The sequence below is a fragment of the Nocardia concava NBRC 100430 genome, from assembly GCF_000308815.1.
In the GTDB taxonomy this organism is placed as follows: domain Bacteria; phylum Actinomycetota; class Actinomycetes; order Mycobacteriales; family Mycobacteriaceae; genus Nocardia; species Nocardia concava.
Map to the genome: position 1 here is coordinate 48,544 of NZ_BAFX01000205.1, position 24,541 is coordinate 73,084.

The 24,541-nt window shown below is 66.7% G+C and carries 27 protein-coding genes; 14 read left to right on the forward strand and 13 right to left on the reverse strand.

Going from position 1 to position 24,541, the window contains the following annotated elements; all coding sequences use genetic code 11:
• Positions 1-4: 4 nt before the first annotated feature.
• The 3 genes from ON43_RS41150 to ON43_RS41160 all read right to left on the reverse strand — a co-directional run bounded on the left by ON43_RS41150 (position 5) and on the right by ON43_RS41160 (position 2,147).
• On the reverse strand, positions 5-355 hold the full coding sequence (locus ON43_RS41150; RefSeq protein ID WP_040816467.1) for a hypothetical protein: 351 nt from the start codon (positions 353-355) through the stop codon (positions 5-7).
• Positions 356-484: 129 nt separating this feature from the next.
• Entirely contained in the window at positions 485-1,126 is a 642-nt protein-coding gene (locus tag ON43_RS41155) for a LysE family translocator (protein WP_040816469.1), read from the reverse strand.
• Positions 1,127-1,343: 217 nt separating this feature from the next.
• The gene (locus ON43_RS41160; protein ID WP_051180185.1) at positions 1,344-2,147 is read right to left on the reverse strand and encodes an SDR family oxidoreductase; all 804 of its coding nucleotides are present in this window, start codon (positions 2,145-2,147) and stop codon (positions 1,344-1,346) included.
• 58 nt (positions 2,148-2,205) lie between these two features.
• On the opposite strand from ON43_RS41160, the gene ON43_RS41165 reads away from it, so the two are divergent.
• The gene (locus ON43_RS41165) at positions 2,206-2,565 is read left to right on the forward strand and encodes a winged helix-turn-helix transcriptional regulator (RefSeq protein WP_051180186.1); all 360 of its coding nucleotides are present in this window, start codon (positions 2,206-2,208) and stop codon (positions 2,563-2,565) included.
• 16 nt (positions 2,566-2,581) lie between these two features.
• On the opposite strand, the gene ON43_RS41170 is transcribed toward ON43_RS41165, so the two are convergent.
• A complete protein-coding gene (locus tag ON43_RS41170; RefSeq protein WP_040816471.1) occupies positions 2,582-4,579 on the reverse strand; it encodes an APC family permease in 1,998 nt (665 codons plus the stop codon).
• Positions 4,580-4,768: 189 nt separating this feature from the next.
• Here ON43_RS41170 and ON43_RS41175 point away from each other — a divergent pair, with 189 nt between their 5' ends.
• The gene (locus ON43_RS41175) at positions 4,769-5,545 is read left to right on the forward strand and encodes a GntR family transcriptional regulator (protein ID WP_040816473.1); all 777 of its coding nucleotides are present in this window, start codon (positions 4,769-4,771) and stop codon (positions 5,543-5,545) included.
• Between the two features lie 70 nt (positions 5,546-5,615).
• On the opposite strand, the gene ON43_RS41180 is transcribed toward ON43_RS41175, so the two are convergent.
• Entirely contained in the window at positions 5,616-5,909 is a 294-nt protein-coding gene (locus tag ON43_RS41180) for a hypothetical protein (protein WP_040816475.1), read from the reverse strand.
• Positions 5,910-6,081: 172 nt separating this feature from the next.
• Positions 6,082-6,267 (reverse strand): hypothetical protein, encoded by a 186-nt coding sequence (locus ON43_RS41185; protein WP_040816477.1) that lies wholly within the window; start codon positions 6,265-6,267, stop codon positions 6,082-6,084.
• 408 nt (positions 6,268-6,675) lie between these two features.
• On the opposite strand from ON43_RS41185, the gene ON43_RS41190 reads away from it, so the two are divergent.
• Together ON43_RS41190 and ON43_RS41195 are read left to right on the forward strand one after the other, a co-directional pair.
• Positions 6,676-6,906 (forward strand): DUF397 domain-containing protein, encoded by a 231-nt coding sequence (locus ON43_RS41190; RefSeq protein WP_040816478.1) that lies wholly within the window; start codon positions 6,676-6,678, stop codon positions 6,904-6,906.
• 86 nt (positions 6,907-6,992) lie between these two features.
• On the forward strand, positions 6,993-7,880 hold the full coding sequence (locus ON43_RS41195) for a Sco1979 family transcriptional regulator (RefSeq protein WP_040816479.1): 888 nt from the start codon (positions 6,993-6,995) through the stop codon (positions 7,878-7,880).
• 100 nt (positions 7,881-7,980) lie between these two features.
• Here the strand turns inward: ON43_RS41195 and ON43_RS41200 are convergent, their stop codons facing one another.
• The 3 genes from ON43_RS41200 to ON43_RS41210 all read right to left on the reverse strand — a co-directional run bounded on the left by ON43_RS41200 (position 7,981) and on the right by ON43_RS41210 (position 9,443).
• Positions 7,981-8,229 (reverse strand): hypothetical protein, encoded by a 249-nt coding sequence (locus ON43_RS41200; RefSeq protein WP_033089065.1) that lies wholly within the window; start codon positions 8,227-8,229, stop codon positions 7,981-7,983.
• Between the two features lie 310 nt (positions 8,230-8,539).
• On the reverse strand, positions 8,540-8,785 hold the full coding sequence (locus ON43_RS41205; protein ID WP_040816481.1) for a hypothetical protein: 246 nt from the start codon (positions 8,783-8,785) through the stop codon (positions 8,540-8,542).
• A 70-nt stretch (positions 8,786-8,855) separates the two neighbouring features.
• The gene (locus ON43_RS41210) at positions 8,856-9,443 is read right to left on the reverse strand and encodes a hypothetical protein (RefSeq protein ID WP_040816483.1); all 588 of its coding nucleotides are present in this window, start codon (positions 9,441-9,443) and stop codon (positions 8,856-8,858) included.
• 142 nt (positions 9,444-9,585) lie between these two features.
• Here ON43_RS41210 and ON43_RS41215 point away from each other — a divergent pair, with 142 nt between their 5' ends.
• Positions 9,586-10,419, forward strand: coding sequence for an acyl-CoA thioesterase domain-containing protein (locus ON43_RS41215; RefSeq protein WP_040816484.1), 834 nt, complete (start codon positions 9,586-9,588; stop codon positions 10,417-10,419).
• A gap of 163 nt (positions 10,420-10,582) precedes the next feature.
• Positions 10,583-11,989 (forward strand): lipase family protein, encoded by a 1,407-nt coding sequence (locus ON43_RS41220; RefSeq protein WP_245569083.1) that lies wholly within the window; start codon positions 10,583-10,585, stop codon positions 11,987-11,989.
• A 16-nt stretch (positions 11,990-12,005) separates the two neighbouring features.
• On the opposite strand, the gene ON43_RS41225 is transcribed toward ON43_RS41220, so the two are convergent.
• Positions 12,006-13,556 (reverse strand): acyl-CoA carboxylase subunit beta, encoded by a 1,551-nt coding sequence (locus ON43_RS41225; protein ID WP_040816486.1) that lies wholly within the window; start codon positions 13,554-13,556, stop codon positions 12,006-12,008.
• A gap of 307 nt (positions 13,557-13,863) precedes the next feature.
• On the opposite strand from ON43_RS41225, the gene ON43_RS41230 reads away from it, so the two are divergent.
• The 4 genes from ON43_RS41230 (at position 13,864) to ON43_RS41245 (ending at position 17,050) form a co-directional block, all read left to right on the forward strand.
• Positions 13,864-15,231, forward strand: a complete 1,368-nt coding sequence (locus ON43_RS41230) for an ABC1 kinase family protein (RefSeq protein ID WP_040816487.1) — start codon at positions 13,864-13,866, stop codon at positions 15,229-15,231.
• 105 nt (positions 15,232-15,336) lie between these two features.
• Complete coding sequence (locus tag ON43_RS41235) at positions 15,337-15,639, forward strand: hypothetical protein (RefSeq protein WP_040816488.1); 303 nt, start codon at positions 15,337-15,339, stop codon at positions 15,637-15,639.
• 89 nt (positions 15,640-15,728) lie between these two features.
• Positions 15,729-16,079 carry a hypothetical protein gene (locus tag ON43_RS41240; RefSeq protein ID WP_040816490.1) on the forward strand — a complete coding sequence of 117 codons (351 nt, stop codon included), beginning with the start codon at positions 15,729-15,731 and terminating at the stop codon, positions 16,077-16,079.
• Between the two features lie 551 nt (positions 16,080-16,630).
• Positions 16,631-17,050: a hypothetical protein gene (locus ON43_RS41245; RefSeq protein WP_157514446.1), complete on the forward strand. Its 420-nt coding sequence runs from the start codon at positions 16,631-16,633 to the stop codon at positions 17,048-17,050.
• Positions 17,051-17,064: 14 nt separating this feature from the next.
• On the opposite strand, the gene ON43_RS41250 is transcribed toward ON43_RS41245, so the two are convergent.
• From ON43_RS41250 to ON43_RS41260, 3 genes are read right to left on the reverse strand one after another with little or no spacing between them, the layout of a single operon-like run.
• Positions 17,065-18,237: an enolase C-terminal domain-like protein gene (locus ON43_RS41250; protein ID WP_040816494.1), complete on the reverse strand. Its 1,173-nt coding sequence runs from the start codon at positions 18,235-18,237 to the stop codon at positions 17,065-17,067.
• A 9-nt stretch (positions 18,238-18,246) separates the two neighbouring features.
• The gene (locus ON43_RS41255; RefSeq protein ID WP_051180190.1) at positions 18,247-19,596 is read right to left on the reverse strand and encodes a cation:dicarboxylate symporter family transporter; all 1,350 of its coding nucleotides are present in this window, start codon (positions 19,594-19,596) and stop codon (positions 18,247-18,249) included.
• 16 nt (positions 19,597-19,612) lie between these two features.
• On the reverse strand, positions 19,613-20,728 hold the full coding sequence (locus ON43_RS41260) for a mandelate racemase/muconate lactonizing enzyme family protein (protein WP_040816495.1): 1,116 nt from the start codon (positions 20,726-20,728) through the stop codon (positions 19,613-19,615).
• 125 nt (positions 20,729-20,853) lie between these two features.
• On the opposite strand from ON43_RS41260, the gene ON43_RS41265 reads away from it, so the two are divergent.
• The 4 genes from ON43_RS41265 to ON43_RS41280 all read left to right on the forward strand — a co-directional run bounded on the left by ON43_RS41265 (position 20,854) and on the right by ON43_RS41280 (position 24,540).
• Positions 20,854-21,540 carry an FCD domain-containing protein gene (locus ON43_RS41265; RefSeq protein ID WP_051180192.1) on the forward strand — a complete coding sequence of 229 codons (687 nt, stop codon included), beginning with the start codon at positions 20,854-20,856 and terminating at the stop codon, positions 21,538-21,540.
• Positions 21,541-21,696: 156 nt separating this feature from the next.
• Positions 21,697-23,052 carry an MFS transporter gene (locus ON43_RS41270; RefSeq protein WP_040816497.1) on the forward strand — a complete coding sequence of 452 codons (1,356 nt, stop codon included), beginning with the start codon at positions 21,697-21,699 and terminating at the stop codon, positions 23,050-23,052.
• Between the two features lie 88 nt (positions 23,053-23,140).
• Positions 23,141-23,863: a GntR family transcriptional regulator gene (locus ON43_RS41275; protein ID WP_040816499.1), complete on the forward strand. Its 723-nt coding sequence runs from the start codon at positions 23,141-23,143 to the stop codon at positions 23,861-23,863.
• Positions 23,864-23,997: 134 nt separating this feature from the next.
• A complete protein-coding gene (locus tag ON43_RS41280; protein WP_040816501.1) occupies positions 23,998-24,540 on the forward strand; it encodes a thiamine pyrophosphate-binding protein in 543 nt (180 codons plus the stop codon).
• Position 24,541: the final 1 nt, after the last annotated feature.

The window sequence follows — 24,541 nt, forward strand, 5'->3', positions numbered from 1 at the left end:
CCGCTCAGCCCTGCGTCCCGGCGATGCTCAGGTACACGACCATGATCGTGAACAGGAACCAGCCGACGCCCTGCCAGATCGGCCACGCCCGCTCGGCCCGCCACGCTCGGAAGGCGATCACCAACGCACCGATACCTCCGGCCAGCAGGATCCCACCCGGCACCAACCCGACCACGACCCGCGAGGTCGCATCACACAAACTCGACCCCTCGTTCAAACACGCGGGCCGCGCCGCCGCCCAGATCAACACGATCACCGCGGCTACGGCGGTCACGCCCAGCACGGCCAGGACATAGGTCGTCGCGTGCCGCAGCATCGACGGATCGTTCCACCGTTTCTCCACGTCATTCACCATGTCCCCACCTCCTCGCCGTAGCAGTACCCCACCGGACCCGATACCACCATGATCGTCCCGCCGTGGGTTCGCGGCCACGCCGCTGCGCCACGAATCCCGGGCCGTGGGGCGCGGCGCGAGGTCAGAGCTTCAGCGGGCGTCGGCGGCCAGGCCGATGCCCAGGCCGACCAGCACCGCGGCCAGGGCGCGTTCGATGCGGCGGCGGATTCCCGTGCGACGTAGCCACTCTCCGGCGCGGTCGGCGGCCAGGACCACACCGACGCACCAGGCGGTGTCGATCACCAGCTGGATGACGGCGAGGATCAGGACCGTGGGCAGGACCGGGCCGGAGCCGGGTAGGAACTGCGGCAGGATCGTCAGGCCGAAGACCGCCGCCTTGGGGTTGGCGGCGATGGAGATCAGCGAGGCCCGGAAGGCGGCGGCGGGGGTGCGGCCGCCGGGCAGGGCCGCAGTCAGGGCGGCGCCGAAGGTGTCTTCGCCGCGGGATCCGCGCCAGGCCTGAATTCCCAACCACACCAGCACGAATGCCCCGAGCAGATGAACTCCGACATTCAGGACCTCGTTCGCGACCAGTAGCGCGGACAACCCCGCCCCACCCGCGAGGGTCCAACCGAAAACGCCGATCTCATTGCCCGCCACCGCCGCCAACCCGGCGGCGCGGCCGTCCCGGACCGACCGCTGCAGGAACAGCGCGGTGGCCGGACCCGGAATGGCGGCCAGAATCAGACAGGCGAGAGTGAAAGCGGGAAGGACGGAGATCAAGTGCGGCATGCCTCGATGCTGTCACCCTCCCAGCGCTCTGGCCAGCGGATTTCCTCGGTGAAGGCAACTTCGCACCCCCTGGCGGCGAGTCTCGCCACCACACACCGACGAGTGCCGGTGCGGCAGGCGCGCAACGGGCCAACGCGGTAACGCGATCCCGCGCTGACCTCGGCGCTCTCGAACCTGGTCTGCAGGGGACGGCCTGCGCGAGGTTCGAGACGCCGGATCAGATATGGGTCGTGGTCGGCGCCGCGACCTTATCGGACAGGAAGTCGGTCCCGCCGACGTAGACCGTATGCCCGTGCTCGGCGTCCGCGGTGGTGGCGTCGGCGACCGCGGTGGCGAAGTCCTCGACGGTCGGCAGGTCGCCCTGGTCGCGGCGGGCGGTGACGGCGGCGGGGTCGCGGCGTTCGAGGAGGCGCACGATGATGGTGCCGTCGATCATGTCGCCGGAGACCACGGTGAAACCGATTCCGCGGTCGGCGAATTCGTCGATCATGGCGCGCAGGGCGTCCTCGCCGGCGCGCTTGCTGGCGGCGATGGGCTCGTAGCCGGGCGGGACTTCGCGGGTGGGGGAGAAGTGGGCCTGATGGCTGGTGACGAAGACGATGCGGCCGCCCTCGGGCAGGTGTGGGAGGGCGAGGCGGACCAGGCGGGTCTGGGCGTCGCGGTTGAGGAGCATGGCGTAGCCGGGGGCGGCGTCGCGTTCGAGGCCGCCGGAGGCGTTGAGCACCAGTACATCCAGGCGGCCGAACTCGGCGATCACCGTATCGATGAGCGCCCGCGCACTGTCCGGGTCGGCGATATCCGCGCCCGCCACCGAGGCACTGCCACCCGCGGCCGCGATCTCCGCCGCCAGGGTTTCCGCGCGTTTGCGCTTCTCCCGGTAGTTGATCACCACGTGGTCGCTGCGCGCCGCCAGCACCCGCGCGGTTTCGGCCCCGATCCCGCGAGAAGCGCCGGTGATCAGCACGATTCGCCGTTGCCCACCCGTCTCGCCGCTGCCGCCTAGATCCCCACTGTCTGCCATCCGCCTGCCTCCGGCCCGATCGAGTGCTTCTATTTTCGAACCACTATGGTAGTTCGAAATGAGAAGCGCAAGCCAGCCACCGCCCGCGAACAGCCGCGCCGATGACTCGACGACCTCGGTGCTCGCCGCCATGGACCTGCTCGGCCAGCGCTGGATGCTGCGCGTGATCTGGGAACTCGAACCCGGCCCGCTCGGCTTCCTGGAACTGCGCCGCCGCATGGGCAATTGCTCGTCCAGCATGCTGTCGATGCGGTTGCAGCGGCTGGCGGAGGTCGGTGTGGTGGAGAAGCTGCCGGACAAGTCCTACGAATTGACCATTGCCGGAGTGCAATTGGGTTATGCCCTGGAACCGATCTGGCGCTGGTCGGAGCACTGGGCCGCCAATCTGGAACGCGCCGGAGATGACACCGACGCCTGACGAGACCCCGTGCTGCCTAACGCGGCCCGGTGATGCCGCGCCGAATCTCACCCACCGAGTGCTCCACCCGCAGCGGATCCCGCGAATGCGACGAATGCAGCTGATACGGCACGCTCGTCACCATCACCCCCGGCTCGAACAGCAGCCGCGCCTTCAACCGCAGTGAACTCTGGTTGTGCAGCAGGTTCTCCCACCATCGCCCGACCACGTATTCCGGAATGAACACGCTCACCACATCCCGCGGCCGCGACTTGCGCTGGCGCTTGATCTCTTCCAGCACCGGCCGCGTGATCTCCCGATACGGCGATTCGACGACCTTCAGCGGAATCCCGACGTGGTACCGCTCCCAGTCCCGGGCCAGGTCGCGGGTATCGGCGTCGTCCACGTTCACCGTCACCGCGGTCAGCGTGTCCGGCCGGGTGGCCCGCGCGAACTGCACCGCCCGCTGGGTCGCCTTGTGCCATCCCGACACCAGCACCAGCGCGTGCACCCGTCCCGGCAGCATCTCCAGATCGTCCGGGTCGATGGCCAATTCGGTCCGCACCGACGAATAGTGCCGGTGGATCAGCCACATGATCGCCACCAGGATGGGAATGGCGATGACCACCAGATACGCGCCGTGGGTGAACTTGGTGATCATCACGACCACCAGCACCACCCCGGTGAAACACGCCCCGAAGGCATTGATCAAGCGCGCCCGGTGAATCCGCAGCCGATCCGCCCCGCCCTCGGCGCCCCGCAACTCCCGGTTCCAATGCTTCACCATGCCGATCTGGCACAGCGTGAACGAGGTGAACACACCCAGGATGTAGAGCTGGATGAGCCGCGTCGTCGACCCGTGGAACGCGTAGATCAGCGTCCCCGCCACCACCGCCAGCAGGATGATGCCGTTGGAGAACGCCAGCCGATCACCGCGGGTGTGCAGCTGCCGCGGCATGTAGCGCCGCTGCGCGAGGATCGAATTCAACAGCGGGAAGCCGTTATACGCGGTATTGGCGGCCAGGATCAGGATCAGCGCCGTGGTCACCATCAGGTAGTAGAACGCCACGCTGTGCCCGCCGAACACCGCCGCCGAGATCTGCGCGATGACGGTCTTCTGCGCGTCGTTGTGGCAGTCGCCCTCGAATCCGATGAGGTCACAGGCGTTCTCGACCACCCGCGTCTTGGTGATCATCGCCAGCGCCGTCACCCCGGAGAACATGGCGATGGCGATGACACCCATGGCCGTCATGGTCCGCGCGGCATTGAGCGCCTTGGGCTTGCGGAACGCGGGCACCCCGTTCGAGATCGCCTCAGCCCCGGTCAGCGCCGTACAGCCGGAGGAGAACGCGCGCAGCAGCAGGAACGCGACACCGGCGGTGGACAATCCGACCTGCTCGGCGTGAATCCCGTAGTTCGCGCTCTCGGCCACCGGCGTATGCCCGAACGCCGTCTGGCCCAGCCCGACCGCGATCAGCACGAACACCCCGATGATGAAGCCGTAGGTCGGAATCGCGAAGGCCCGCCCCGATTCCCGCACCCCGCGCAGATTCATGGCGGTCAGGAACACGATGAACCCGATATTGATGGCCACCCGATACGGATTCAGATCCGGCACCGCCGAGATGATGTTGTCCACGCCCGCCGCCACCGACACCGCCACGGTCATCACGTAGTCGACCAGCAGCGCCGCCGCCACCACCAGACCGGGCATCGCCCCCAGGTTCTCGGCCACCACCTCGTAGGACCCGCCGCCGGACGGATACGCCTGCACCACCTGCCGATACGACAGCGCCACCACCGCCAGCAGCACCACCACCCCGCCGGCGACGATCGGCGTCAGATGCAGATACGCCAGCCCGCCGAGGGTGAGGATGAGCAGGATCTCCTGCGTCGCATAGGCGACCGACGACAGTGGGTCACTGGCGAAAATGGGCAATGCGAGCCGCTTGGGCAGCAGGGTCTCGCCGAGCCGATCGCTGCGAAACGGACGCCCGAGTACGAGTCGTTTGGCTACGTCGATCGGTGAAACCACGGTGCGCAGCCTAGGTGCGAAAACCGTAGGAATCGGAACCACATGCCGTATGGATTTCGTAAAGATACCTAAAGGTCTTCCTCATTCTTCGGCGAGTTCGAAGACTTGTGCGGTTGACCGAACAACCACCTAGACTGTCTGGGACGTGAACAAGATTTGCTCCGAACGAGTCTGTGGAGAGGTGACACGATGGGAGACCGGACGGTCGTCGCCGACGTGGCCGATGAATTGGCGCGCCGCGTGGCATCCGGGGAGTACGAGCCCGGTGGTCTGATGCCGTCCGTCCGCCAGGTCGCCGACGAATTCGACCTCAATCGCGCTACGGCGCAATTGATTCTGGGCCGGCTGGAGTCCTACGGATTCGTGGACGCCTTCCGCGGCAAGGGATTCGTCATCCGCGATGTGCGCGCCGAGGGCGGCGTGGACGTGTACCGGCGGCTGTTCCGGCTGTCCATGCCGGATCCGGAGATCGCCGCGGAGATGTTCGGCAATATCGTCGACGAGGAACGCGGCATCGCGCTCGAGGCGCTGCTGGCCTACACCGGCAGCGAGCGCGCGCTCGATCCGGGCATCCTCAAGGACGCCATCGACGAACTGGAAACCATTGCGCGCGGTACGGATCCGGATCCGCACCGGATGCTCGCCATCGAACTCGGGCTGCTGCGCGGGCTGCTGACCGTGCTCGGGCACACCGTGCAGCGCGCGGTGCTCAACTCCATCGGCGAGATGGTGCTGGAAGTGCCGGAGGCCGTCGAGGCGTACTTCGCGGTCTCGCCGGATCTGCACGTGCTGGTGTGGCGGGCGCTGGTCGCGGTGTGGGAGTCCGACGGCGGGCCGAGCCAGGCGCAGCTGGCGCTGTTCGAGGATCTGTTCGGCATGTACCACCGGAAGGTGGTGGCGCGCTTCGAGGAACTGGTCGGTGCGGCCGGGTCCGAGACGGCCGACGAGGTGGCGGCCACTGCCTGAATCGGCCCGATCATCGGTGTTTCAAACCCGACGGGTCGGTTTCGTCTCAGACAAGCCCTCTTGGCAGAAATTATTGCCCGATCACCGCGTTCATGATGGTGCCCGCGCTCGTCGCCACGATCCCGCCGACGAGCGCGCCGGCCACCTGCTTGGGTGCCTGCACCGCGCCGCCGCTCCACTTCTCCCAGGCGAAGCGACCGCCCGCGTAGGTGATCGCGAGAATCCCCGAGAGCAGCACGAACCAGGTGAAATAGCGGACCAGCCGCAGTAGCTTGTCGGCCACCGGCGGTGTCTCGGGCGTCGGGTTGAAGACCTGTGCGTGTTGAATCTGGGTCAGCAGTTCGTGGGTTGCTGTAAGAAACATCTTCGGCGCTCTTCCACGTGTCGGCTGTTCTCCATCCGGAGTACCCGTTATACACGCCGGCGCGCAAGGAACTTGCCGCACAACAGAATCCGGTCGCCGTGCAAGGCGCCTTACGCGGTGCCCGCGAACGCAAGGTTGCGCTCAGCAGGCGTGGAACGCGCGAGCGGGAAGGTCAGTCCACATCGTTGTCGGCCGACAGATACGCTACGGCCGCCAGGTACTGTCGGCACGCGAAGTGCTGATCGTGCGCGCGGAGAATGGCGCGGGCCTGGCGGTAGGTGAGCGAACGCGGTTCTGCCTCGCAATCACCGGAGTTGTCTGCCGCGATATCGGTGGAACGGACGAGCATCTGCGTCATTTGATGCCTCTGGCCGATGAGGTGGATGGTGCACCGAGTTTAGGGTTCCGGCTCGTGCAGATGCAAGCACATCTGCACGCTCGCATTCGGGTGTCGGGCGGTGTCCTCCGGGATAGCTGAGCCCGATTCCGGCGTCACGTGACTTTTCGGACAGGTGGTCCCGAGCTAATCGGACGAACGGGACCGACGGGCCGGGATTGTCTGAAATCCTTCGCAACTTCGCTTGGTCTTACGGTGAAACAAGATCAAACATGTTGTGTTGCAAAGGATGTGCCAGCGCTGAGCCATCGATACCGGGCAATCTGCGTGCTATCGTCGTGCTTGCGGTTGCAACTGTAAGTACACCTGATCGAACATTTGCAAGTACTGGGACCACCGTCTGCGGGCGGTGCTGGCAAGGAGTCTGAAATGACGGACATCTCGGCAACCCCGATCGATCGCTCTAATCTGTTGTGGCGCAAGAGCACTTTCAGCAATCCCAGCGGTAACTGCGTGGAGCTCGCCCCCCTTGCCGACGGGCAGGTCGCGGTGCGCAACTCGCGTGACCCCGAGGGTTCGCTGATCGTGTACACGCGGCCGGAGATCGATGCGTTTCTTCAAGGCGCGAAGAGCGGAGAGTTCGACGACCTCGCGCGCTGAGCGGTAGCATTGGCAATCGGCGCGGTGGTTCGCGACAGACGGTTGTGAGTCCACTGCCGGCAAACCCGAGCATCGGAGTGGACCCCATGATCGCAGAACCCGTTTCCCAGGATCGGGCGGATTCCGCTGTCGCCGAACGTGGCCCAACCGCACTGCGTATCGCGGTCGGTAGCCAACTACGGAAGCTGAGGGAACTCAGCGGTATTACGCGGGAGGCCGCGGGTGAACACATCCGCGGGTCCCATGCCAAGATCAGTCGCCTGGAACTCGGGCGAACCGGATTCAAGGAGCGCGATATCCGGGATCTGTTGGCGCTGTACGGCGTTGACGATCCCGGCGAGCGCGAGCAGTTCCTCGATCTGGTTCGCAAGGCGAATCAACCGGGCTGGTGGCATCGCTACAGCGATCTACTCCCGCCCTGGTTCGAAACCTATCTAGGTCTCGAGCACGCGGCGAAATCCATTCGCACCTATGAGGGGCAGCTGGTTCCGGGTCTGCTGCAGACCCCCGACTATGCCCGCTCGGTCGTTGCCCTCGGGCACGACGCGGATGGGGAGCGCCGCGTCTCGCTGCGCAGGCGCCGGCAGGAGCTACTCACCCGCGACGGTGCGCCGAGCTTCTGGGCCGTACTCGACGAGGCGGTCCTGCACCGTCCCGTGGGCGGTCCCGGTGTGCTGCGCGGCCAGATCGAGCACCTGATCGAGATGTCGAGGCTGCCGAACGTCACCATCCAGTTGCTTCCGTATGCGGCGGGCGGGCATGCGGCAGCGGGTAGTTCGTTCACCATGCTGCGCTTCGCGGAACCGGAACTTCCGGACATCGTGTATCTGGAGCAGCTGACCAGTGCGCTGTACCTCGATCGTCGCCAGGATCTGGAGCTCTACCGCCAGGTCATGGATCAGCTGAGTGTCCAGGCGGAGCCGCCGGAGCGTTCCCGCAAAGAGCTGGCGCGGATAGCTGCCGAGCTCGACTAGGGCGGATAGACACCCCATACATGGATAAGGGGCCCCTCTCGGGGCCCCTATCAGCGTGCCATCGACCGGACGAGTCGGCCTGCGGCACGGCCGGATTCGGTTACTGCCTGATGAAACTGGAGGCGATTCGCCAGAAGGCCTCCGGCTGCATGGTATGCAGATCCCAGTCGTTCACCATGGCATGCGCCGTGGTGACGATCCGCTCGATGTCGAAATCATACCGAGTGGCCGCTCCAGTGGATTCGACCTGGCGGATGACGAAAGCGGTTGCCGTCTCACGTGAATAGGTTTGCTCCGGCTGACTTCTGTCGGCAAACCCGAGTCGGCTGAGGTTGATTGGCTGGTTCATTCGAACGCCCCTGACGCCAGGCCGACGGCTAACCGTGGGCGAAGAATCGCCGGTGATTCACCGCTCGGCTCTCTGGTTGTCCCCTTAGTGGTGCCTTGCACGACGAGTCTATGACCGTGCATTGCGCAGATGCAAGTACATCTGCAACATCGAATTCGCAGCGCCAGAGCACTTTTCGGGATGCTATGAGTTTGCGAAACAAGGGTTGGCGAAAGGTTGCAATCGAGCCGATCTGGGCTTTTTCGGTACTTCCGATCGAAACTTCTGGTGCGTCGCGACCGTTCCGCTTTTTCCAGGAATTTGCGGAAGATCAAAGACGGTCGCGTGGCGCCGGTCCGGGCAGGTTCGCAGCTTTGACCCGGCGATGTTCGATGATCATGAGGCCGATTCCGTAACGCAGACAGAGCGTCCCCGCGAGCGCCGAGAGGCCACTCAGGGTGAGCGCCCCGTAGCCGACGGCGGTCAAAGTCATGGCGAAGGCGACGATTCCGGTGGCGGCCAGAATCGGCCCGGGAAGATTGCGTGTCTCGGTGTGGGTGTTCGGAGTGACAGGCATCGGCACTGTCCTTTCTCCGGGCAATGCGGAACCCGGATTACAGTCGGATACCCGAGTAACCACGCGCGAATCACACTGCTGTAGAGCCGCGTTCACAACGGCCCGCACTGATGCCCAGATCGTCCAACAGGCCGAGAAACGCGCGCGCATAGGGTGAGACCGCGGTTTCGGCCCGCACGCGCTCCCAATCGACCTGCACCCGCAATTCCCGTGCGATGTAGAGCAGACGGGTGAAATCCAGCCGGTGCGGATCGGCCACGATCAGCTCCGCCACCAGGAAGTCGGCGACGGTGACCACCGGCATGTCCTCGGGCCCGACCGGCAGGGCTTCGGCGCGCGCGAGCAGGGCGTCGGTGATCGGCCGGTAGTTGGGCGAGAACACCAGATCGACGCGAATATCGCGATCGTAGAGCGTGGTCCGCTCGGTATCGGCGTTCGGTAGCGGCGGGCGCAGGCCCGCGGCGGCCAGCGCTTCGAGCCCGCGTGCCAGATCGGCGGGCCGCACCAGCACCTCCACCTCCGCCTGCGCCACGGCCAGCGGCCCGCCCCGGGCGTACATGCCGTAGTCGCCGCCCACGGCGCAGGGAATGTCGTTGTCCCGCAGGACGTGCAGGGTTCGGGTGACGGTGTCGAGCAGCCGGTCGATGGTGCGGACCATACCCGGGGGCTACCCCTGGGCGAGCGGGCTAACCCCCGGCGCGGATCACCATCCAGCGGACCCTGAATTGAAACGGGTTCTCAGCGTGTGTTAGCTCTGGAAACAGTGGATTGATCAACCAGAGTGGACGGGAGCCGGTGCCGTGGTGGAATGGCCCGCGTATTTCGACGAGGTGGACGGCGGGTTCTATCCGACCCCGACCGCGGCCAGCCAGTGGTCCTCGGCGCAGGTGGTCGGCCCGGCGCTGACCGGTCTGCTGGCGCGTGAGCTCGAGCGCGGGCACGCCACCGACGGCTTCGTGCCGGTGCGACTGACCGTGGACCTGTTCAGCGCGGCCCGCTTCGCGCACACCACCACCCCGACCGTGCGGGTGCGCGACGGCCGGCGGATTCGCGTCGCGGATGTGAGCGTGGTGCAGGACGGCAGGGTGGCCGCCCGGGCGTCGGCGGTGCTGTTGCGGCCCGACGAGCAGCCGCCGGGGGAGCTGTGGCATCGCGAGCGCGAACCGCAGCCGCCGTCGCTGGAGATCGCGCCGCCCTCGCCGCTGCCGCAGGTGCCGCTGTTCAACAGCGGTGAGGATTCTCCGGTGTGGAATTCGGTGCCCACCGAGCACGAGAACAATCTGCGGAAGCGGACCTGGCAGAACCCGATTCGGGTGATCACCGGCGAGGAGCTGACCCCGTTCGTGCGGGTCTCGGTGGTGGCCGAGGCGACCAGCATGATGACCAACTGGGGCGACAAGGGCATCGGGTTCATCAATACCGATATGACGCTGGGCCTTTCACGGATGCCCGAGGGCACCGAGATCGGGGTGGAGGCCGACAGCCACTTCAGTGAGCACGGCATGGCGGTGGGCGTGGCCACGCTGTTCGACCGCGGCGGGTCCTTCGGCAGCTGCATGGTGACCTCGGTGTCCAATGCCGGCCGCCAGATCAGCAACGCGCAGCTGGACTCGGTGATGCGCCGGCGCATGTGACGCGGCGGCGGTATCCAAGACCGCCGTTTGGCCACGGACCGGTCTCGATGTGGCTTCGAACCCGCGAGTCCGCGGCGTCGGCCGGTGGCGTCCCCGTACTCTCGGGCGCGCGAGAGATGAGGAGCTGCCCGGACTTCCGACAAATCTGATCCGTGGGGGTGTTGTGCTGCGTCGCCTGCGAAATATCGCCGGTGCCTTGATGATCGGATGCTGCGCGATCGTCGGTTTCGGGGCCGCACCGGGATTCGCGCAACCCCCGGCCGATATCTCGGGTCAGATTCCGCCCGGGCCACCGAACATCTCCCTGCCCGACATCCAGCGCTGGATCGACCAGTTCATCCCCGCGCCCCCGCTCGCGCCCGCGCCGGCGAACTCGCCGCTGGTCGACACCGCCGATCTGACACCGGACTTGGCGGCGCTGCGCGCGGCGGCCATGCCCGCGGCCATCGGCGACTACTTCGTCGACGACTGGCCCGAGCGGCTCGAGGGCTACGAGCCCGGCGGAATCGTGGCGGTCCGGGACGTGACGGCCACGGCCGCACTCCCGTTGATCGTGCCGGTCCGGCAGGTGCTGCAGCTGAAGTACCGCACCAACGACTCTCACGACCAGCCCTCCTACGGGATCGCCAGTCTGGTGCTGCCCCTGGGGAACTGGACCGGGCCGGGCGGACGGCCGGTGGTGGTCAACAACCTGCCCATCGATGCGCTGGGGCGCGACTGCAATCCCAGTTACACCATGGCGCACGGGTTTTCGCGGGCCTCCAATTTCACCGGGTACATCCTGCCCACCACCCAGCTGGCGCTGCTGCGCGGGTACGCGGTGCTGATCACCGACCACGAGGGCCCGCGCATGGCCTACGCCGACCCGGTCGTGGCCGGGCACACCATCCTGGACGCCATTCGCGCCGTGCGCTTCCAGCTGCCGGATGAGCTGGGGGACAGCAAGTTCGGCATGATCGGCTACTCGGGCGGGGCCATCGCCACCAATGGCGCGGTCAAACTCATGTCGGAGTACGCGCCCGAGCTGACCGACGCGGTGGTCGGCGCGGCCCTGGGCGGCGTGCCCGCCGATTTCAGCCTGCTGGCGCACACCATGAACGCCAATCTCGCGTCGGGTGTCTTCCTGGGCGCGGTGTTCGGCATCGGCCGGGAGCGGCCCGAAATCCTTTCCCGCATGAACCATCTCGCGCAGTGGGCGGCGGTGTCGTTCCTCAACAGCCAGTGCGGGGAGATCTTCGCCGTGCCCGGCATCCTGCAACTGCCCATCGACCTCGCCGCCAATATCCCCGACCCGCTCAACAGCGATCTGGCCAAGGAGATCTACGAGGTCACCCGGATGGACGGCAGGAAATCGCCTGTGCCGCTGTTCATCTACAACGGCGAACAGGAGTTCTGGGTCCCCGCGATCGGCGCCAGGAACCTCTACCGGGAGCAATGCTCACTCGGCGTGACAGCGGTGTACCGCAGCGTGCTCGGCGAACACTTCATCGGCGCGGTCACGGGGTATCCAGAATCGCTTACCTGGCTCGACCAACGCCTGCAAGGCGTGCCCGCGCCCAACGAATGCTGAACGCGGGCAACCGTTCTTAGATCGGGAACAGGTTGTGCTTGCGCGGGTTGTGCTTGCGCACGGCGTTCTTCTCGCGCAGCAGGCGCATGGCCTTGCGGATCTCGAGGCGGGTGGACGAGGGCTCGATGACCGCGTCGATGTAGCCGCGCTCGGCCGCCACCCACGGGTTGTCGAGGAACGCGGTGTAGAAGTCCACCATCTGCTGGCGCACTTCCGCCCGCTTCTCCGGCGGAGTCGCGGCCAGGGTCTTCTTACCGGTGACGGTGACCATGCCCTCCGCGCCGATCACCGCGATGCGGGCGGTCGGCCAGGCCAGGTTGATGTCGACGCCGAGTTCCTTGCAGCCCATGACCGCGTATCCGCCGCCGTACGCCTTGCGGGTCACGATGGTGACGATCGGCACCGTGGCCTCGATCAGCGCCCGGAACATGCGCCCGCCGCGCTTGATGACGCCATTGCGCTCCTCCTCGACACCCGGCAACACGCCCGGGGTGTCGACGACATAGACGAGCGGAATATTGAAGGCGTCGCAGAGCCGGATGAAGTACGCGCCCTTGTCCGAGCACGCCGCGTCCAGCGCGCCGCCCAGCACCATCGGCTGGTTGGCGATGACGCCGACGGGCCGGCCGTCCACCCGGGCGAAGCCGGTGATGAGGTTCTGCGCGGCCGCCTCCTGGATCTCCAGGAACGCGCCGTCGTCGAACAGGCGCAGCAGCACGTCGTGCATGTCGTAGCCCTGCCGGTCGGAATCCGGGATGATCCGGTCCAATTCGCGATCGGAGTCGGTGATCTCGGGCTCGAGGCCCGGATTGACGATCGGCGGCTGCTCGAGGCAGCTGGTGGGCAGGTAGCTCAGGTACTCGCGGACCCAGCCCAGGGCCGCGGACTCGTTCTTGGCCACGTGGTGCAGCAGGCCGTTGCGGGCCTGTACGGCCGCGCCGCCCAGCTCCTCGGCGGAGATGTCCTCGCCGGTGATGCCCTTGATGACCTCGGGACCGGTGACGAACATGTACGAGTCGTCGGTCGCGACGAGCACGTCCATATTCACCGGGCCGTACACCGAACCGGCCGCGCACTTGCCGAACATGACCGCGACCATCGGCACGTAGCCCGACAGGTCTTCCTGCAGCCGGCACATGGTGGCGTACCAGGCCAGCGCGGTCACGCCCTCCTGGATGCGCGCGCCGCCGGAGTCGTTGATGACCACGACCGGGCAGGCGTTGTTGTAGGCGAATTCCATGGCGAGCCGCACGCGGCGGCCGAAGGTCTCACCGACCGAACCGCCCTGCACGCCGGAATCGTGGGAGATCACCACGACCGGACGGCCGTCGACCATGCCGCGACCGGTGACCACGCCGTCGCCGTAGAGGGCGTTGGGCTTACCGGGCGAGCGCATGAGCGCGCCCATCTCGACGAAGGTGCCCGGGTCCAACAGCATGTTGACCCGTTCTCGGGCACTGGCGACGCCTTTGGCGAGGCGCTTCTGGATACCCTTCTCGCCGGTGGGTTCTTCGGCGATCTCCAGGAGCTTGCGCAGTTCCGCCAGCTTTTCCGCTGTACCCGTCATTACCTCGGTCTTGCCTTTCCGCCAACATCAGGTCGGGCCCGATCGCGCCCGTGTCGAGCCGGATCGCGACTCGACCGCCCACGGTACCGTGCGGCTACCACTCCGAACCACTGAACGCCCGGGTAACCCGCCTTTCCCCGAAGGGGTGACGGGCCTCGTACCGAGGAATCAGTGCTCGCCCGCGTTCGGCGCGAGCGTTCGCCCCTCCATCGTGGGAATGTCGGCGCGTGTTTCGGCGACCGCCCGGCCCGCCCGTGACGCGAAGGGAGACACAGTCAGCGATACACTGCGCCCCGTGAGCTCACCTATGACTGTGCGAGCGGGGACGCCCGAGGTGATCCGGCCGGACCTCGACACCTTCGGGTTCTCCGAGTGGCGGCGGACCGCCACCGTGGGTGCGGTACTGGGCGGTTCGGTGCTGAGCAGCGTGGTGCGCGGCGGGCTGCGCCCGTCCAAGCGCAAGCGCGCCGCCGCCGAGGGCGTGGTGAACGGCTTCGAGACGCTGGGCCCGATGTTCGTGAAACTGGGCCAGCTCATCGCGTCCTCACCGGGCGCGTTCCCGCGCGAACTGGCCGACGCCTGCCTGCGCTGCCTCGACGACGTGCCGCCCTTCCCGGCCGCGGACGCCCGCGCCATCATCGAGGCCGATCTGGGCAAGCCGATCTCGGAGCTGTTCCGGGAATTCGACGACGAGCCGCTCTCGGCGGCCTCCATCGCGCAGGTGCACGCGTGCGTGCTGGCCGATGGCCGCCCCGCGGTGGTGAAGGTGCAGCGGCCCGAGATCGCGCGGCGCATGATCGTGGATCTGCGCGCGGCCATGCGGCTGGCGCGGGCACTGGAGAAGCGTTCGGAGAACGCGCGCGTCGCCAATGCCCAAGCGGTGGTACGGGATCTGTACGAGGCCACCGTCGCCGAGCTCAACTTCCTGATCGAGGCCGACAACCAGAGCCGCGCCCGCGAAAATCTGAGCACCTTCGGGGACAACACCAATGTGGCTGTGCCCGAGGTGTATTGGGAGTACTGCGCGCCGCGGGTGCTGTGCATGGAACGCATGCGCGGCATGCCGCTGGACCGTTTCGACGATATCCGCGCCGCCCATCCCGAACCGGAACTGCTGATCCGCCGTCTGGTCAAGGCGTGGATGGAATCGGTTGCGGTGCACGGACTTTTCCACGGCGATGTGCACGCGGGCAATCTGTGGCTGCTCGACGACGGCCGGGTGGCCATGCTCGATTTCGGCATCGTCGGGCGGATGGAGAACGAGTGGCGCGAGTTCGTGCGCGCGCTGTTCTTCGCCAGTTCCATCGACAACGACTTCCGGCCCGTGGCCCGCGCGCTGCGCAAGCTGGACCTGGTCTCCGATGACAGCGGTGACGATGCGACCATCGGGCGGCAGCTTGCGGTGGCGCTGGGGCCGGTGCTCTCGGGCAGTCTCGACAAGCTGGATCTGGGCGTGGTTTCGGCGCGGCTGCTCGAATTCGGCAAGCGTCGCGGGGCGTCGGGTCCGCAGCAGCTGGTGATGATGGGCAAGCAGCTCGGCTACTTCGAGCGGTACGCGGTGGCGCTGGCGCCCGGCTGGAAGCTCGGCCGCGACCTGTACCTGTTCCGCAATATCTTCCCGGCCGAGGTGGCCGCGAAGATTGTCGAGGACGGCGTCACCCTGCCCGTCGACTGAGAGTCGTCTCCGCATGTCAGCGCACTGTCGGTGCGCTGTCAGCGGTGGGCCGCATTGTTCTTCTCGTAGCCGGAAACACCGGCTCCCAGCACAGGGAGAAGAACAATGTCGAACTACAACGTCCTCGCCGATCTGATCGCCGGACACACCGACAAGGCCCGCATTCAGGCCGAGCGCATCATGCGGGCCGCCTCGGTGAAGGCGCACGCGCAGATCGCCGAACACGCCGCAAAGCAGGCCGAGCCGCAGCAAGGACTGTCCAAGGCCGAGATCAAGCAACTCTGCGACGAGGCGAAGGCGCAGGCCCGGCAGCTGTCCGCGGATCTGACCGCGCAGGCCGAGCAGATGGCGGCCGATCTGCGTGCGCAGGCCTCGCGGCACGCTGGCGAGTCCGATGCCAAAGCCTGAGAGAACGGCCAGGAAACCCTCAGCCTTAGACCAGAAACGCCCGGCACTGTGGATGGAGAACAGTGTCGGGCGAGCGTGTGAGGTGTGAAATGGTCGAATTGGACGTCACCGGAACCACCGTGACCGTGCGGGTCACCGGAACCCACCGCTTTCTCGCGCTGCGCGATCATGTGACCTTCGATCTGTCTCAGGTCAAGGCGATCGCGCCGGCTCCGGTGGATCTGCGCCCGCCGTGGGTGCGCGCGCCGGGCACGTTCTTCCCGGGCGTGATCGCCGCGGGCATCTTCCGGGGTAAGGGCCGCAAGGAATTCTGGGATACGCGTTTCGACGGCAATGCGGTGCTGATCGATCTGACGGGTTCGGATATCACCCGCGTAGTCGTCGATGTGGAGGATGCTCAGGCCGCGATACGCCGGCTGTCGTCGGCGCTCGCGGCCTGAGTCTCTCGGCTTCCATTCTGGGAGTTAATGTTTCCGGCGTCGTTGACGGAATGAATCACGGGGTGGGGCAGAGGAATCCGCCACTCGGCGGCGGAACGGGGACAATCCTTTCGGGGGCCGGTGGCACAGCGCCGGCGCCCGCGGGGGTGGAGGCTCGGGGCGAGGCTCCGGGGGCTGCGGGCGGGGATCCGATTTCGCCGGAGCCCCACGCCGCGGAGGGGTTGAGGGTGAATACGGTGGCACAAACGAACACACCGACTAGCAGGCCGATGGCTTTCTTTCGTGTCATGCCAACAACGGTAGAACCAGCTCAACACAATTGGTGCGATGCCTGCATCCCCGGGAGTGTCGCGACCTGCTGATCATCTGTACAGATGCGCGAATTCGCTTGTGCGCCAAACGGACTAATCGGTCGGAATGGGCCGTTTTCAGATTATTGTGTTATGTACTGTGCCAGCACACGTTTCGATAACGGACGGGCGTGTCTTCGGCTGATTCGCCCGGTTCTGCGGTCAACTGCTCGGGAAGGAAGTGACCGGGAGGGAGCGGGGATGACTGCTGGGCAGGGCTCGAGGATCGCTGTCGCGATGGCCCTCACGCTGGGGTTTTGTGCCGCGGTGGGCGCTGCGGCGCCGTTCGGTGCGGCCTCGGGGACCTGTGGTGCGGGGCTCGGGGACTACCGCGGGGAATTCACCGCGGCCGAGGATCCCTCGAATGTGCTGAGTTTCGACGGCACCGGCGGCATCGCTTTCCGCAGCGCCCAGCTGGGGGCGGGCGAAGGCATTTACGCGGTCGTTCCCTCGGGTGGATTCTCGGCCGCGATGCGTATGACCGGTGCCGGTACCGGCGACAACTCGACCTCGATGGTCAAGAGTGTGACTTTCGTATGTCCGGCTCCGGGAACGGAAGTCATGAGTTTCCGTTCCCTGGATCAGGACAGTAGGCGTTTCAGCTTCGTGCGGTCGAAGTGAAAACCCGGGGCCATTCAGTCATGTAATGCTCGGAAGACGTTGTACAGCATGGCCTTGTCCTCGAATCCGATACCCGGGCTGTCCGGCAATCGAATTTGACTATGCGCGATCACGGCATCATCGGCGAAGCCTCCGGTGGGCTGGAACTCACCCGGATAGGATTCATTGCCGCCCAGGTGTAGTGCCGCGGCGATGTGCAGCGCGAACTGGTGGCCGCCGTGCGGAATACAGCGGCGTGCCGACCAACCCTGTTGTCGAAGGATCTCGTGAATGCGCAGGTACTCCACGAGTCCGTAGCCGAGTACCGGATCGAACTGCAGGATGTCGCGGTCGGGCCGCATCCCCGCGTAGCGCAGCAGATTACGGGCGTCCATGCGGGAGAAGAGGTTCTCGCCGGTGGCGAGCGCACCCGGATAGCGTTCGGCCAGGGTGGCGTGCAGCGCGAAATCCAGTGGGTCGCCGGGCTCTTCGTACCAGCGCAGACCGTAGGGCGCGAGGGCGCGGCCGTAGTCGAGGGCGGTGTCGAGATCGAAGCGGCCGTTGGCGTCCACGGCCAGGCGTGACCCGTCGCCGCCGAGGACGTCCAGGACGGCCTCGACCCGTTTGACGTCCTCGGCCAGATCCGCGCCACCGATCTTCATCTTGACCACGTCGTAACCCTGGTCGAGGAACCCGCGCATCTCGTCCTGCAGCTGGGGCAGACCCTTGCGGGGGGCGTAGTAGCCGCCTGCGGCGTAGACGAAGACATCCGCGTCCGGCTCGCCCAGGTCGTACCGCTGCGAAAGCCAGCGGTAGAGCGGGACCCCGGCGAGTTTGGCGGCCAGGTCGTAGAGCGCCATATCGACGACGCCGACCGCGACCGAGCGTTCGCCGTGGCCGCCGGGTTTCTCGTTGCGGGTCATGACATCCCAGGCCTTGACCGGGTCGACGGCCAGCCCGTCCGCGGTGAGCAGCGTGTCCGGGTCGGCGGCCAGCAGCCGGGGGATGACGCGGCGGCGCAGGATCTCCCCGGCGCTGTAGCGGCCGTTGGAGTTGAAGCCGTAGCCGACGACGGGCTCGCCGTCGCGGACGACATCGCTGACGACGGCGACGACCGAGCAGTCCATGGCGCTGAAATCGATGAACGCGTTGCTCATCGACGAGCTGATCGGAACGGTGCCTTCATGGATGGCGACAATGCGTGGCACAGGGTCTCCTCAGAGTTGTTCGGGTTGGGGGACAGGGGTTTTGGCGGGCCGCATGCCGATCTCGCGGGCGGCGATCCCGCGATCCAGCCCGCCGGGCTCGAAGCGCGCCACCACGACGGTGGCGACGGCATTGCCGAGCACATTGGTGGCCGCGCGGGCCATGGACAGGAAGCGATCCACCGAAAGCACCAGCGCCAGACCGGCAATCGGCACCAGGCTGGTGGCGGCGACGGTATTGGCCAGCGTCACGAACGCCGAACCCGAAACGCCCGCCGTGCCTTTGGACAGCACCAGGAAGATCGCGAACAACGTGAGCTGATCGGCCCCGGTCATGGGGACGCCGTAGACCTGCCCGATGAAGATCACGCAGATCGGCACCACCACGGCGACACCGTCGAGATTGAAGGAGAAACCGGCCGGGACCACCAGGCCGATGACCTTGCGTCGGCAGCCCACGCCCTCGAGGCGATCCATGAGCTGGGGGAGAACCGCCTCCGAAGAGGAGGTGCCCAGCACGACCAGTAATTCCTTGCGCAGCACCCGGATCAGCCGCCACAGCCGGAATCCGGCCAGCCGCGCCACGATGCCGAGCACCAGCGCGATGAACACCGCCAGTGCCAACACCGAGACCAGCACCAATTTGACCAGCGCCGTGAGGGTTTGGGGCCCGTACTTGCCGACGGTGGCGGCCACCGCGCCGAAGGTGCCGATCGGGGCGAGCAGCATGATGAGCGCGATCATCTTGAAGAAGACGGTGCTCAGGACGCCGCAGGCGCGAGTGATCGGCTCCGAGATCGTGCCCGGCAGCACGAGCAGGGTCAGGGCGAACAGCACCGCGAAGATCAGCACCTGCAGGATGCCGCCGGTGGCGAACGCGCCGACGGCATTGCTGGGCACCATCTTCGACAGGAACGCGGTCAGCGAAGTGTTGTGCTGTTCGGTGCTGATATAGCTGGAGAGCTTGTCCGAGGCGTGCTCGGGTTTGGGCACACCGCTGCCCGGACGCAGCAGGTTCACCGCGGCCAGGCCGAGCAGCATGCCGATGGTGGTGATGATCTCGAAGTAGAGCAGGGCCTTGAGGGCGACCCGGCCCACCGATTTCAGCTCGCCGGCCGTCACGATCCCGGTCACGATGACCAGGAAGACGATCGGCGCGATCACCAGCTGCACCAGGGAGATGAAGATGGTCGCGAGGGGTTGCATCCCGGCCGCGTAATGCGGTGCGGCGATGCCGAATACGGCCGCGGCGACGGCGGCGACCAGGACTTGCAGGCTGGTGCTGGCGATCAGCCGCCGCCACCGTGGCTTCGGGTCGGGTTGCTCTGCGGCGGGCAGGCTGGTCGTGCCGAGGGTGTCCATAACACTCGCCGTCCCCTCATCGCTGCGTGACGAGCGTGTCGCGCAACGCGTCGCGATCCACGGTCAGGCCGAGACCGGGACGGTCGGGCACCGCCAGGCGGCCGTCGACCGGACGCGGCGAGTCCGGGAACAGCAGCTGCCCGACCTGGGCCATGCCGACATGCCACTCGAGCAGCCAGCCGTTCATGAGCCCGGCCAGCGCGTGCAGGTTGAACAGCGGCCAGCCGCCGCCGTGGGCCAGCGGCAGGTTGTAGATCTGGGCGAGATGCGCGGCCTTGCGCTGCTCGGTGAAACCGCCGCAGTAGCAGGCGTTCGGTTGCAGGATGTCGACGGCGCGGCGTTCCACCAGTTCCCGCAGCCGCCAGCGGTGGCCCTCCATCTGCCCGGCCGCGAGCGGGATGCGAGTGCGCTCGCGCAGGTCGGCCAGGGCGCGAGCATCGTTCTGCTGCAACGGTTCCTCGAACCAGGTGAGGTGGTCCCCCTCGATCTCGCGGCACAGCATGGCCGCCTCGTTCGGGGCGAACAGGTAGTTGGCGTCGATCATCAGATCGATGTCGTCGCCGACCGCCGACCGGATGGCGTGCACCCGGGCCGCGTCCTCGCGCCAGCCCCGCTCGTCCACGCCCACTACCGATTTCAGAGCGGTGAAACCCTGCTCGACGTGCAGTCGCGCGGCGGCGGCGAGAGTTTCGCGGTCGTACTGCGGGAACCCGAAGGTCACGTAGACCGGCACCTCGGTGCGCGCCCCGCCGAGCAGGCTGGCCACCGAGCGCCCGGCGTCCTTGCCTTTGATGTCCCACAAGGCGATATCCAGCAGCGACAGCGCGCTCGACACCACGCCGGTCATGGTGCGCGGGTTGAGTCGCTGCCACACCCGCTGGTGCACGGCCTCGATCTCGCGCGGATCCAGGTCGAGAACCGCCGGTAGGAAGTGTCTTTCGAGGGCGACCACCACGGCGTGCGCCAGAAAATGCCCGGTCACCGCGACGCCGGTGAGCCCCTCATCCGTCTCGACCTCGCAGAACACGAAGTCCTTCTGTTCCTCCCGCCCGTAGCCGCGGACCCGTTCGTCCAGCAGCGGGACCTCGATCGAGGTGGTGTGCACGCTGGCGCGAATGTCCTTGATCCTCATCGCAAAGCCTCCCTCGGCTCCGGTCGCCGGTGGCTCCGGCTGTCCGGTGGACCGAGTGTGCGCGGCCAAATTGTCAACTGTCAACGATTTGCAATTGACGATTCCGGCGGGGATACTGCACCCCCATGGCCCACGATCCGGAGGTGATGTCGGCCCTGCAGCAGCGGGTGGCCGAGCGGCAGGCGAGTTCGCTGCCGCAGCTCATCGTCGAAGAGCTGGAACGAATGATCATCGGCGGCGTGCTGACCGGGGGTGATCGGATCAACGAGTCGTCGCTGGCGCTGCGGCTCGGGGTGAGCCGGGGTCCGGTGCGCGAGGCGTGCAGGCAACTGGAACGCAGCCGGCTGGTCGAATTCCGTACCAACCGCGGCATGTTCGTGCGGGAGATCTCTGTCGAGGAGGCCGCGCAGCTCTATGACATCCGGGCCGGACTGTTCCGGTTGGCGGGCAAGCTGGCCGCCGCACGGGTGATCCCGGAGGATCTGACTCGCTTGCGCGACAAGGTGAAAGCGCTGTCGAAGGCCGAAGCCAGCACCGACGACTACTACCCGGGAAATGTCGATCTGCATCGCGATCTGGTGGCGCTGGCGGGTAATCCGCGCCTGGCCGAGCTGTACGACGGCGTGTCCAAGGAACTGCACCTGTTTCGCCGCCACGGCCTGGAAACCGCTGCGGCACGCCATATTTCCAATACTCAGCACGCCGAGATCCTGGACTGTCTCGCGGCCGGGGACGTCGAGCGAGCGGGCGAAATGATGGAGGCGCACGTGCTGGCGGGCAAGGAACGCATGCTCACCGCCGCCCAAGGTTGAGGTCCGGGGGCGGCGCGGATCGCCAGATCCGCGCCGCCTCTCAATCTTCGAAACCTTGTGGGCCCCGTCACAAGATGAGTAGCATGCTACTCATCTTGTAGAGCATGCCACGCTGCGGTAGCGAGGCATGCCGGTTCTCAGTCCATGGAGGGAACAATGGACAAAGTCGTACTCAGACCAGAGGATTCGCCGTTCGGCGCCAGCGTCCTGCGCAAGGTGACGATCCGGCTGGTGCCCCTCCTGGTGATCGGGTACATCGTCAGCTACATCGACCGCATCAATATCGGCTTCGCCAAGTTCGGCATGGACAAGGCCTTCGGGATGAGCGCCACCCAGTACGGCTTCGTGGCCGGCATCTTCTTCGTGGGCTACATCCTGGCCGAGGTGCCCAGCAATATCGCCATGACCAGGTTCGGCGCGCGGGTCTGGCTGAGCCGAATCCTGGTGACCTGGGGCGTGATCGCCGCCGCGACGGCCTTCGCGCCCAACTTCACCACGGTGTGCGTGCTGCGGTTCCTGCTCGGCGTGGCCGAGGCCGGCTTCTTCCCCGGCATCATCGTCTACCTGAGCCGCTGGTATCCGAATGCCCAGCGCACCAAGGTGATTTCGACGGTCATGGTGGCGATCCCGCTGGCCAGCGTGCTCGGCGGGCCGCTCAACGGCTGGATCCTGGACGCCTTCGACGGGGCGCTGGGGCTGGCGGGCTGGCGCTGGGTATTCGTGGTCGGCGGAGTACCCGCGATCGTGCTCGGCGTGCTGTTCTTCCTGACCCTGACCGATTCGCCCGCGCGGGCGCGCTGGCTCGAGCCGAGCGAAAAGGCCTGGCTGACGGGCATCCTCGCGCAGGAGGACGCCGAACGCGCGGTGGCCGCACCGTCCGGGCACCGGGCCGCGCTCAAGGACAGGCGGGTCATCGCGCTGTGTCTCGCCTACTTCCTGCTGCTGTGCGGGGCGTACCCGCTCACCTACTGGATGCCGTCGGTGATCAAGAAGGTCGGGCACGGGCTGAGCAGCTTCCAGGTCGGCTGGCTCTCGGCGGTGCCGTTCCTGCTCGCGGCGGTCTGCATGTACCTGACCGGCCGGGCCATCCGCGACGAGCGCTCGTCCAAACCCGTGCTGATCGCGCTCGGGATCTCGGTGATCGCGTTCGTGGTGACCGCGGCCGAACTGTCCGTTCCGACCGTCGCATTCGCGGCGATCATCGTGGCGACCATGGCCGCGCAGACCGCCAAGCCGCTGTTCTGGGCGGTGCCGACGTCGTATCTCGCCGGTGTGGGCGCGGCCAGCGGCATCGCCTTGATCAACTCGATGGGCAATGCCGCCGGGTTCGTCAGCCCGTATGCCTTCGGCTGGATCCAGGACGCCTCGCACGGCAATACCGGCCTGTCCATGGGCGTGATGATCTTCGCCAATGTCGGTGCGCTGCTGGTCCTGGCGGGTCTGGCGGTCCGGACCCGGGGCCGCCGGGTCGCACCGGTCGAGTCCGAGCCCGCGCCCGGCGTGGGCGGATAACCGTTCGCCCGGGCGCCTATTAGGCTGGGCAATCGCCCGTGGCATCCGCCGCGGGCGGTTCGCCGTCGCTCGCTCCCGAAGAGGTCTCGTGTCGCAGGATGTGCCCGCTGACAGCAAAGCCGAGGTGATCGCCGAGGAGATCCGCGATGCCATCCGGCAGGGTCGGCTGGAGCGCGGCGTGCTCTACTCCTCGCGTGAGCTGGGCGAAATGTTCGGCGCGTCAAGGACTCCCGTGCGCGAGGCGCTGCTGAAGCTGGCCGATCTGGGCCTGGTGCGCATCGAGCGCAATCGCGGCGCCCGGGTGGTCGGGCAGGACGGGCGCGGCATCGTGGACCTGTGCAGTATGCGAGTGCTGTTGGAACCGCCCGCGTGTCGCAGTGCCGCGGTGGTCATGACCTCCCGTGACGACGAGGCCATGCTGGCCGAGTACCGCATCATGGAGCGGCTGGCCGACGGCGGCGCGGAGTACTTCGCCGCCGATGAGCGGCTGCACGATCTGATCCTGGCGGCGAGCGGAAATCAGCGGCTGGCCAAGACCGTTCGCGAGCTGCGCCAGACCCTGACCCTGGACGGCCGGCACAGCGTGCCGCGCTATCAGCCGGTCGAGACCGCGCTGCGCGATCACTGGGAGATCATCGACGCGCTGCGCAAGCGCGACGGCCTCGGGGCCGAGCGGGCCATGCGCAAGCATCTGGTGCGCTCGGGGGATCTGCTGGTCGCGCACAGCAGCGAGAACGATCGCGGCCTGGTGGCCGAATGGCGGCGCTGGGTGTCGGTGTCGGTGCCCGAGGGTGAGCAGATCACCTACTGATCGCTCCGTTCCATCCGTCCGGTGAGCTTCAGCTGACTTCTGGCAACCAGTTGCATGCTACTCACCTTCATTAGTATGTTGTGAATGATTATTGAACTGCCACTCGGCAGTTGGTCCCTGTGAAAGGACATGCTGTGGACCCCAATTCGTATGCGGCGTCGGTCGCGCGGGGGATCTGGGCGGCGCAGGTCGATCTGGTCGGATACGTGCCCTCGGTCAGTGTCGCACCAGTCATCGCCGCACTCGTGGACACCAGCGGCGGCGCGGACGGCCGTTCGCGCACCGTCTTTCCGCTCTCCCGCGAGGAGGAGGCGGCGGGCGTGCTGGGCGCGCTGCCGCTGGCCGGGAAGTTCGGTGCGATCGTCATGCAGGACAACGGTTTCGGCAATGCGCTGACCGCCCTCACCACCTTCAATACCGCCTATCACCTGCCGCTGCTGATCGTGGCGAACACCCGGGGCGGGCTGGGGGAGTACAACTCGATGATCCACACCTTCAGTCAGCACGCGCCCGCGCTGTTGCGCGACCTCGGTATGCAGGTGTTCGAAATCGACAGGCGCAGTGCGGCTTCGGACTGGGAGGCGGTGGTCACCGAAGCGGGAACGCACGCGCGCATGACCTTCCGGCCGGCCGTCGTGCTCGCCCACTTCTGGAACACCGACGGAAAGGCGGCCTGAC

Excerpts from the sequence above, each read along its gene's own strand:
- ON43_RS41165 (WP_051180186.1), top strand. The coding sequence starts at position 2,206 with ATGAGAAGCGCAAGCCAGCCACCGCCCGCGAACAGCCGCGCCGATGAC.
- ON43_RS41230 (WP_040816487.1), top strand. The coding sequence starts at position 13,864 with ATGACTGTGCGAGCGGGGACGCCCGAGGTGATCCGGCCGGACCTCGAC.
- ON43_RS41210 (WP_040816483.1), bottom strand. The coding sequence starts at position 9,443 with ATGGTCCGCACCATCGACCGGCTGCTCGACACCGTCACCCGAACCCTG.
- ON43_RS41150 (WP_040816467.1), bottom strand. The coding sequence starts at position 355 with ATGGTGAATGACGTGGAGAAACGGTGGAACGATCCGTCGATGCTGCGG.
- ON43_RS41270 (WP_040816497.1), top strand. The coding sequence starts at position 21,697 with ATGGACAAAGTCGTACTCAGACCAGAGGATTCGCCGTTCGGCGCCAGC.
- ON43_RS41190 (WP_040816478.1), top strand. The coding sequence starts at position 6,676 with ATGACGGACATCTCGGCAACCCCGATCGATCGCTCTAATCTGTTGTGG.
- ON43_RS41175 (WP_040816473.1), top strand. The coding sequence starts at position 4,769 with ATGGGAGACCGGACGGTCGTCGCCGACGTGGCCGATGAATTGGCGCGC.
- ON43_RS41195 (WP_040816479.1), top strand. The coding sequence starts at position 6,993 with ATGATCGCAGAACCCGTTTCCCAGGATCGGGCGGATTCCGCTGTCGCC.
- ON43_RS41260 (WP_040816495.1), bottom strand. The coding sequence starts at position 20,728 with ATGAGGATCAAGGACATTCGCGCCAGCGTGCACACCACCTCGATCGAG.
- ON43_RS41245 (WP_157514446.1), top strand. The coding sequence starts at position 16,631 with ATGACTGCTGGGCAGGGCTCGAGGATCGCTGTCGCGATGGCCCTCACG.
- ON43_RS41205 (WP_040816481.1), bottom strand. The coding sequence starts at position 8,785 with ATGCCTGTCACTCCGAACACCCACACCGAGACACGCAATCTTCCCGGG.
- ON43_RS41160 (WP_051180185.1), bottom strand. The coding sequence starts at position 2,147 with ATGGCAGACAGTGGGGATCTAGGCGGCAGCGGCGAGACGGGTGGGCAA.
- ON43_RS41185 (WP_040816477.1), bottom strand. The coding sequence starts at position 6,267 with ATGACGCAGATGCTCGTCCGTTCCACCGATATCGCGGCAGACAACTCC.
- ON43_RS41225 (WP_040816486.1), bottom strand. The coding sequence starts at position 13,556 with ATGACGGGTACAGCGGAAAAGCTGGCGGAACTGCGCAAGCTCCTGGAG.
- ON43_RS41200 (WP_033089065.1), bottom strand. The coding sequence starts at position 8,229 with ATGAACCAGCCAATCAACCTCAGCCGACTCGGGTTTGCCGACAGAAGT.
- ON43_RS41180 (WP_040816475.1), bottom strand. The coding sequence starts at position 5,909 with ATGTTTCTTACAGCAACCCACGAACTGCTGACCCAGATTCAACACGCA.
- ON43_RS41240 (WP_040816490.1), top strand. The coding sequence starts at position 15,729 with ATGGTCGAATTGGACGTCACCGGAACCACCGTGACCGTGCGGGTCACC.
- ON43_RS41235 (WP_040816488.1), top strand. The coding sequence starts at position 15,337 with ATGTCGAACTACAACGTCCTCGCCGATCTGATCGCCGGACACACCGAC.
- ON43_RS41155 (WP_040816469.1), bottom strand. The coding sequence starts at position 1,126 with ATGCCGCACTTGATCTCCGTCCTTCCCGCTTTCACTCTCGCCTGTCTG.
- ON43_RS41265 (WP_051180192.1), top strand. The coding sequence starts at position 20,854 with ATGGCCCACGATCCGGAGGTGATGTCGGCCCTGCAGCAGCGGGTGGCC.
- ON43_RS41255 (WP_051180190.1), bottom strand. The coding sequence starts at position 19,596 with ATGGACACCCTCGGCACGACCAGCCTGCCCGCCGCAGAGCAACCCGAC.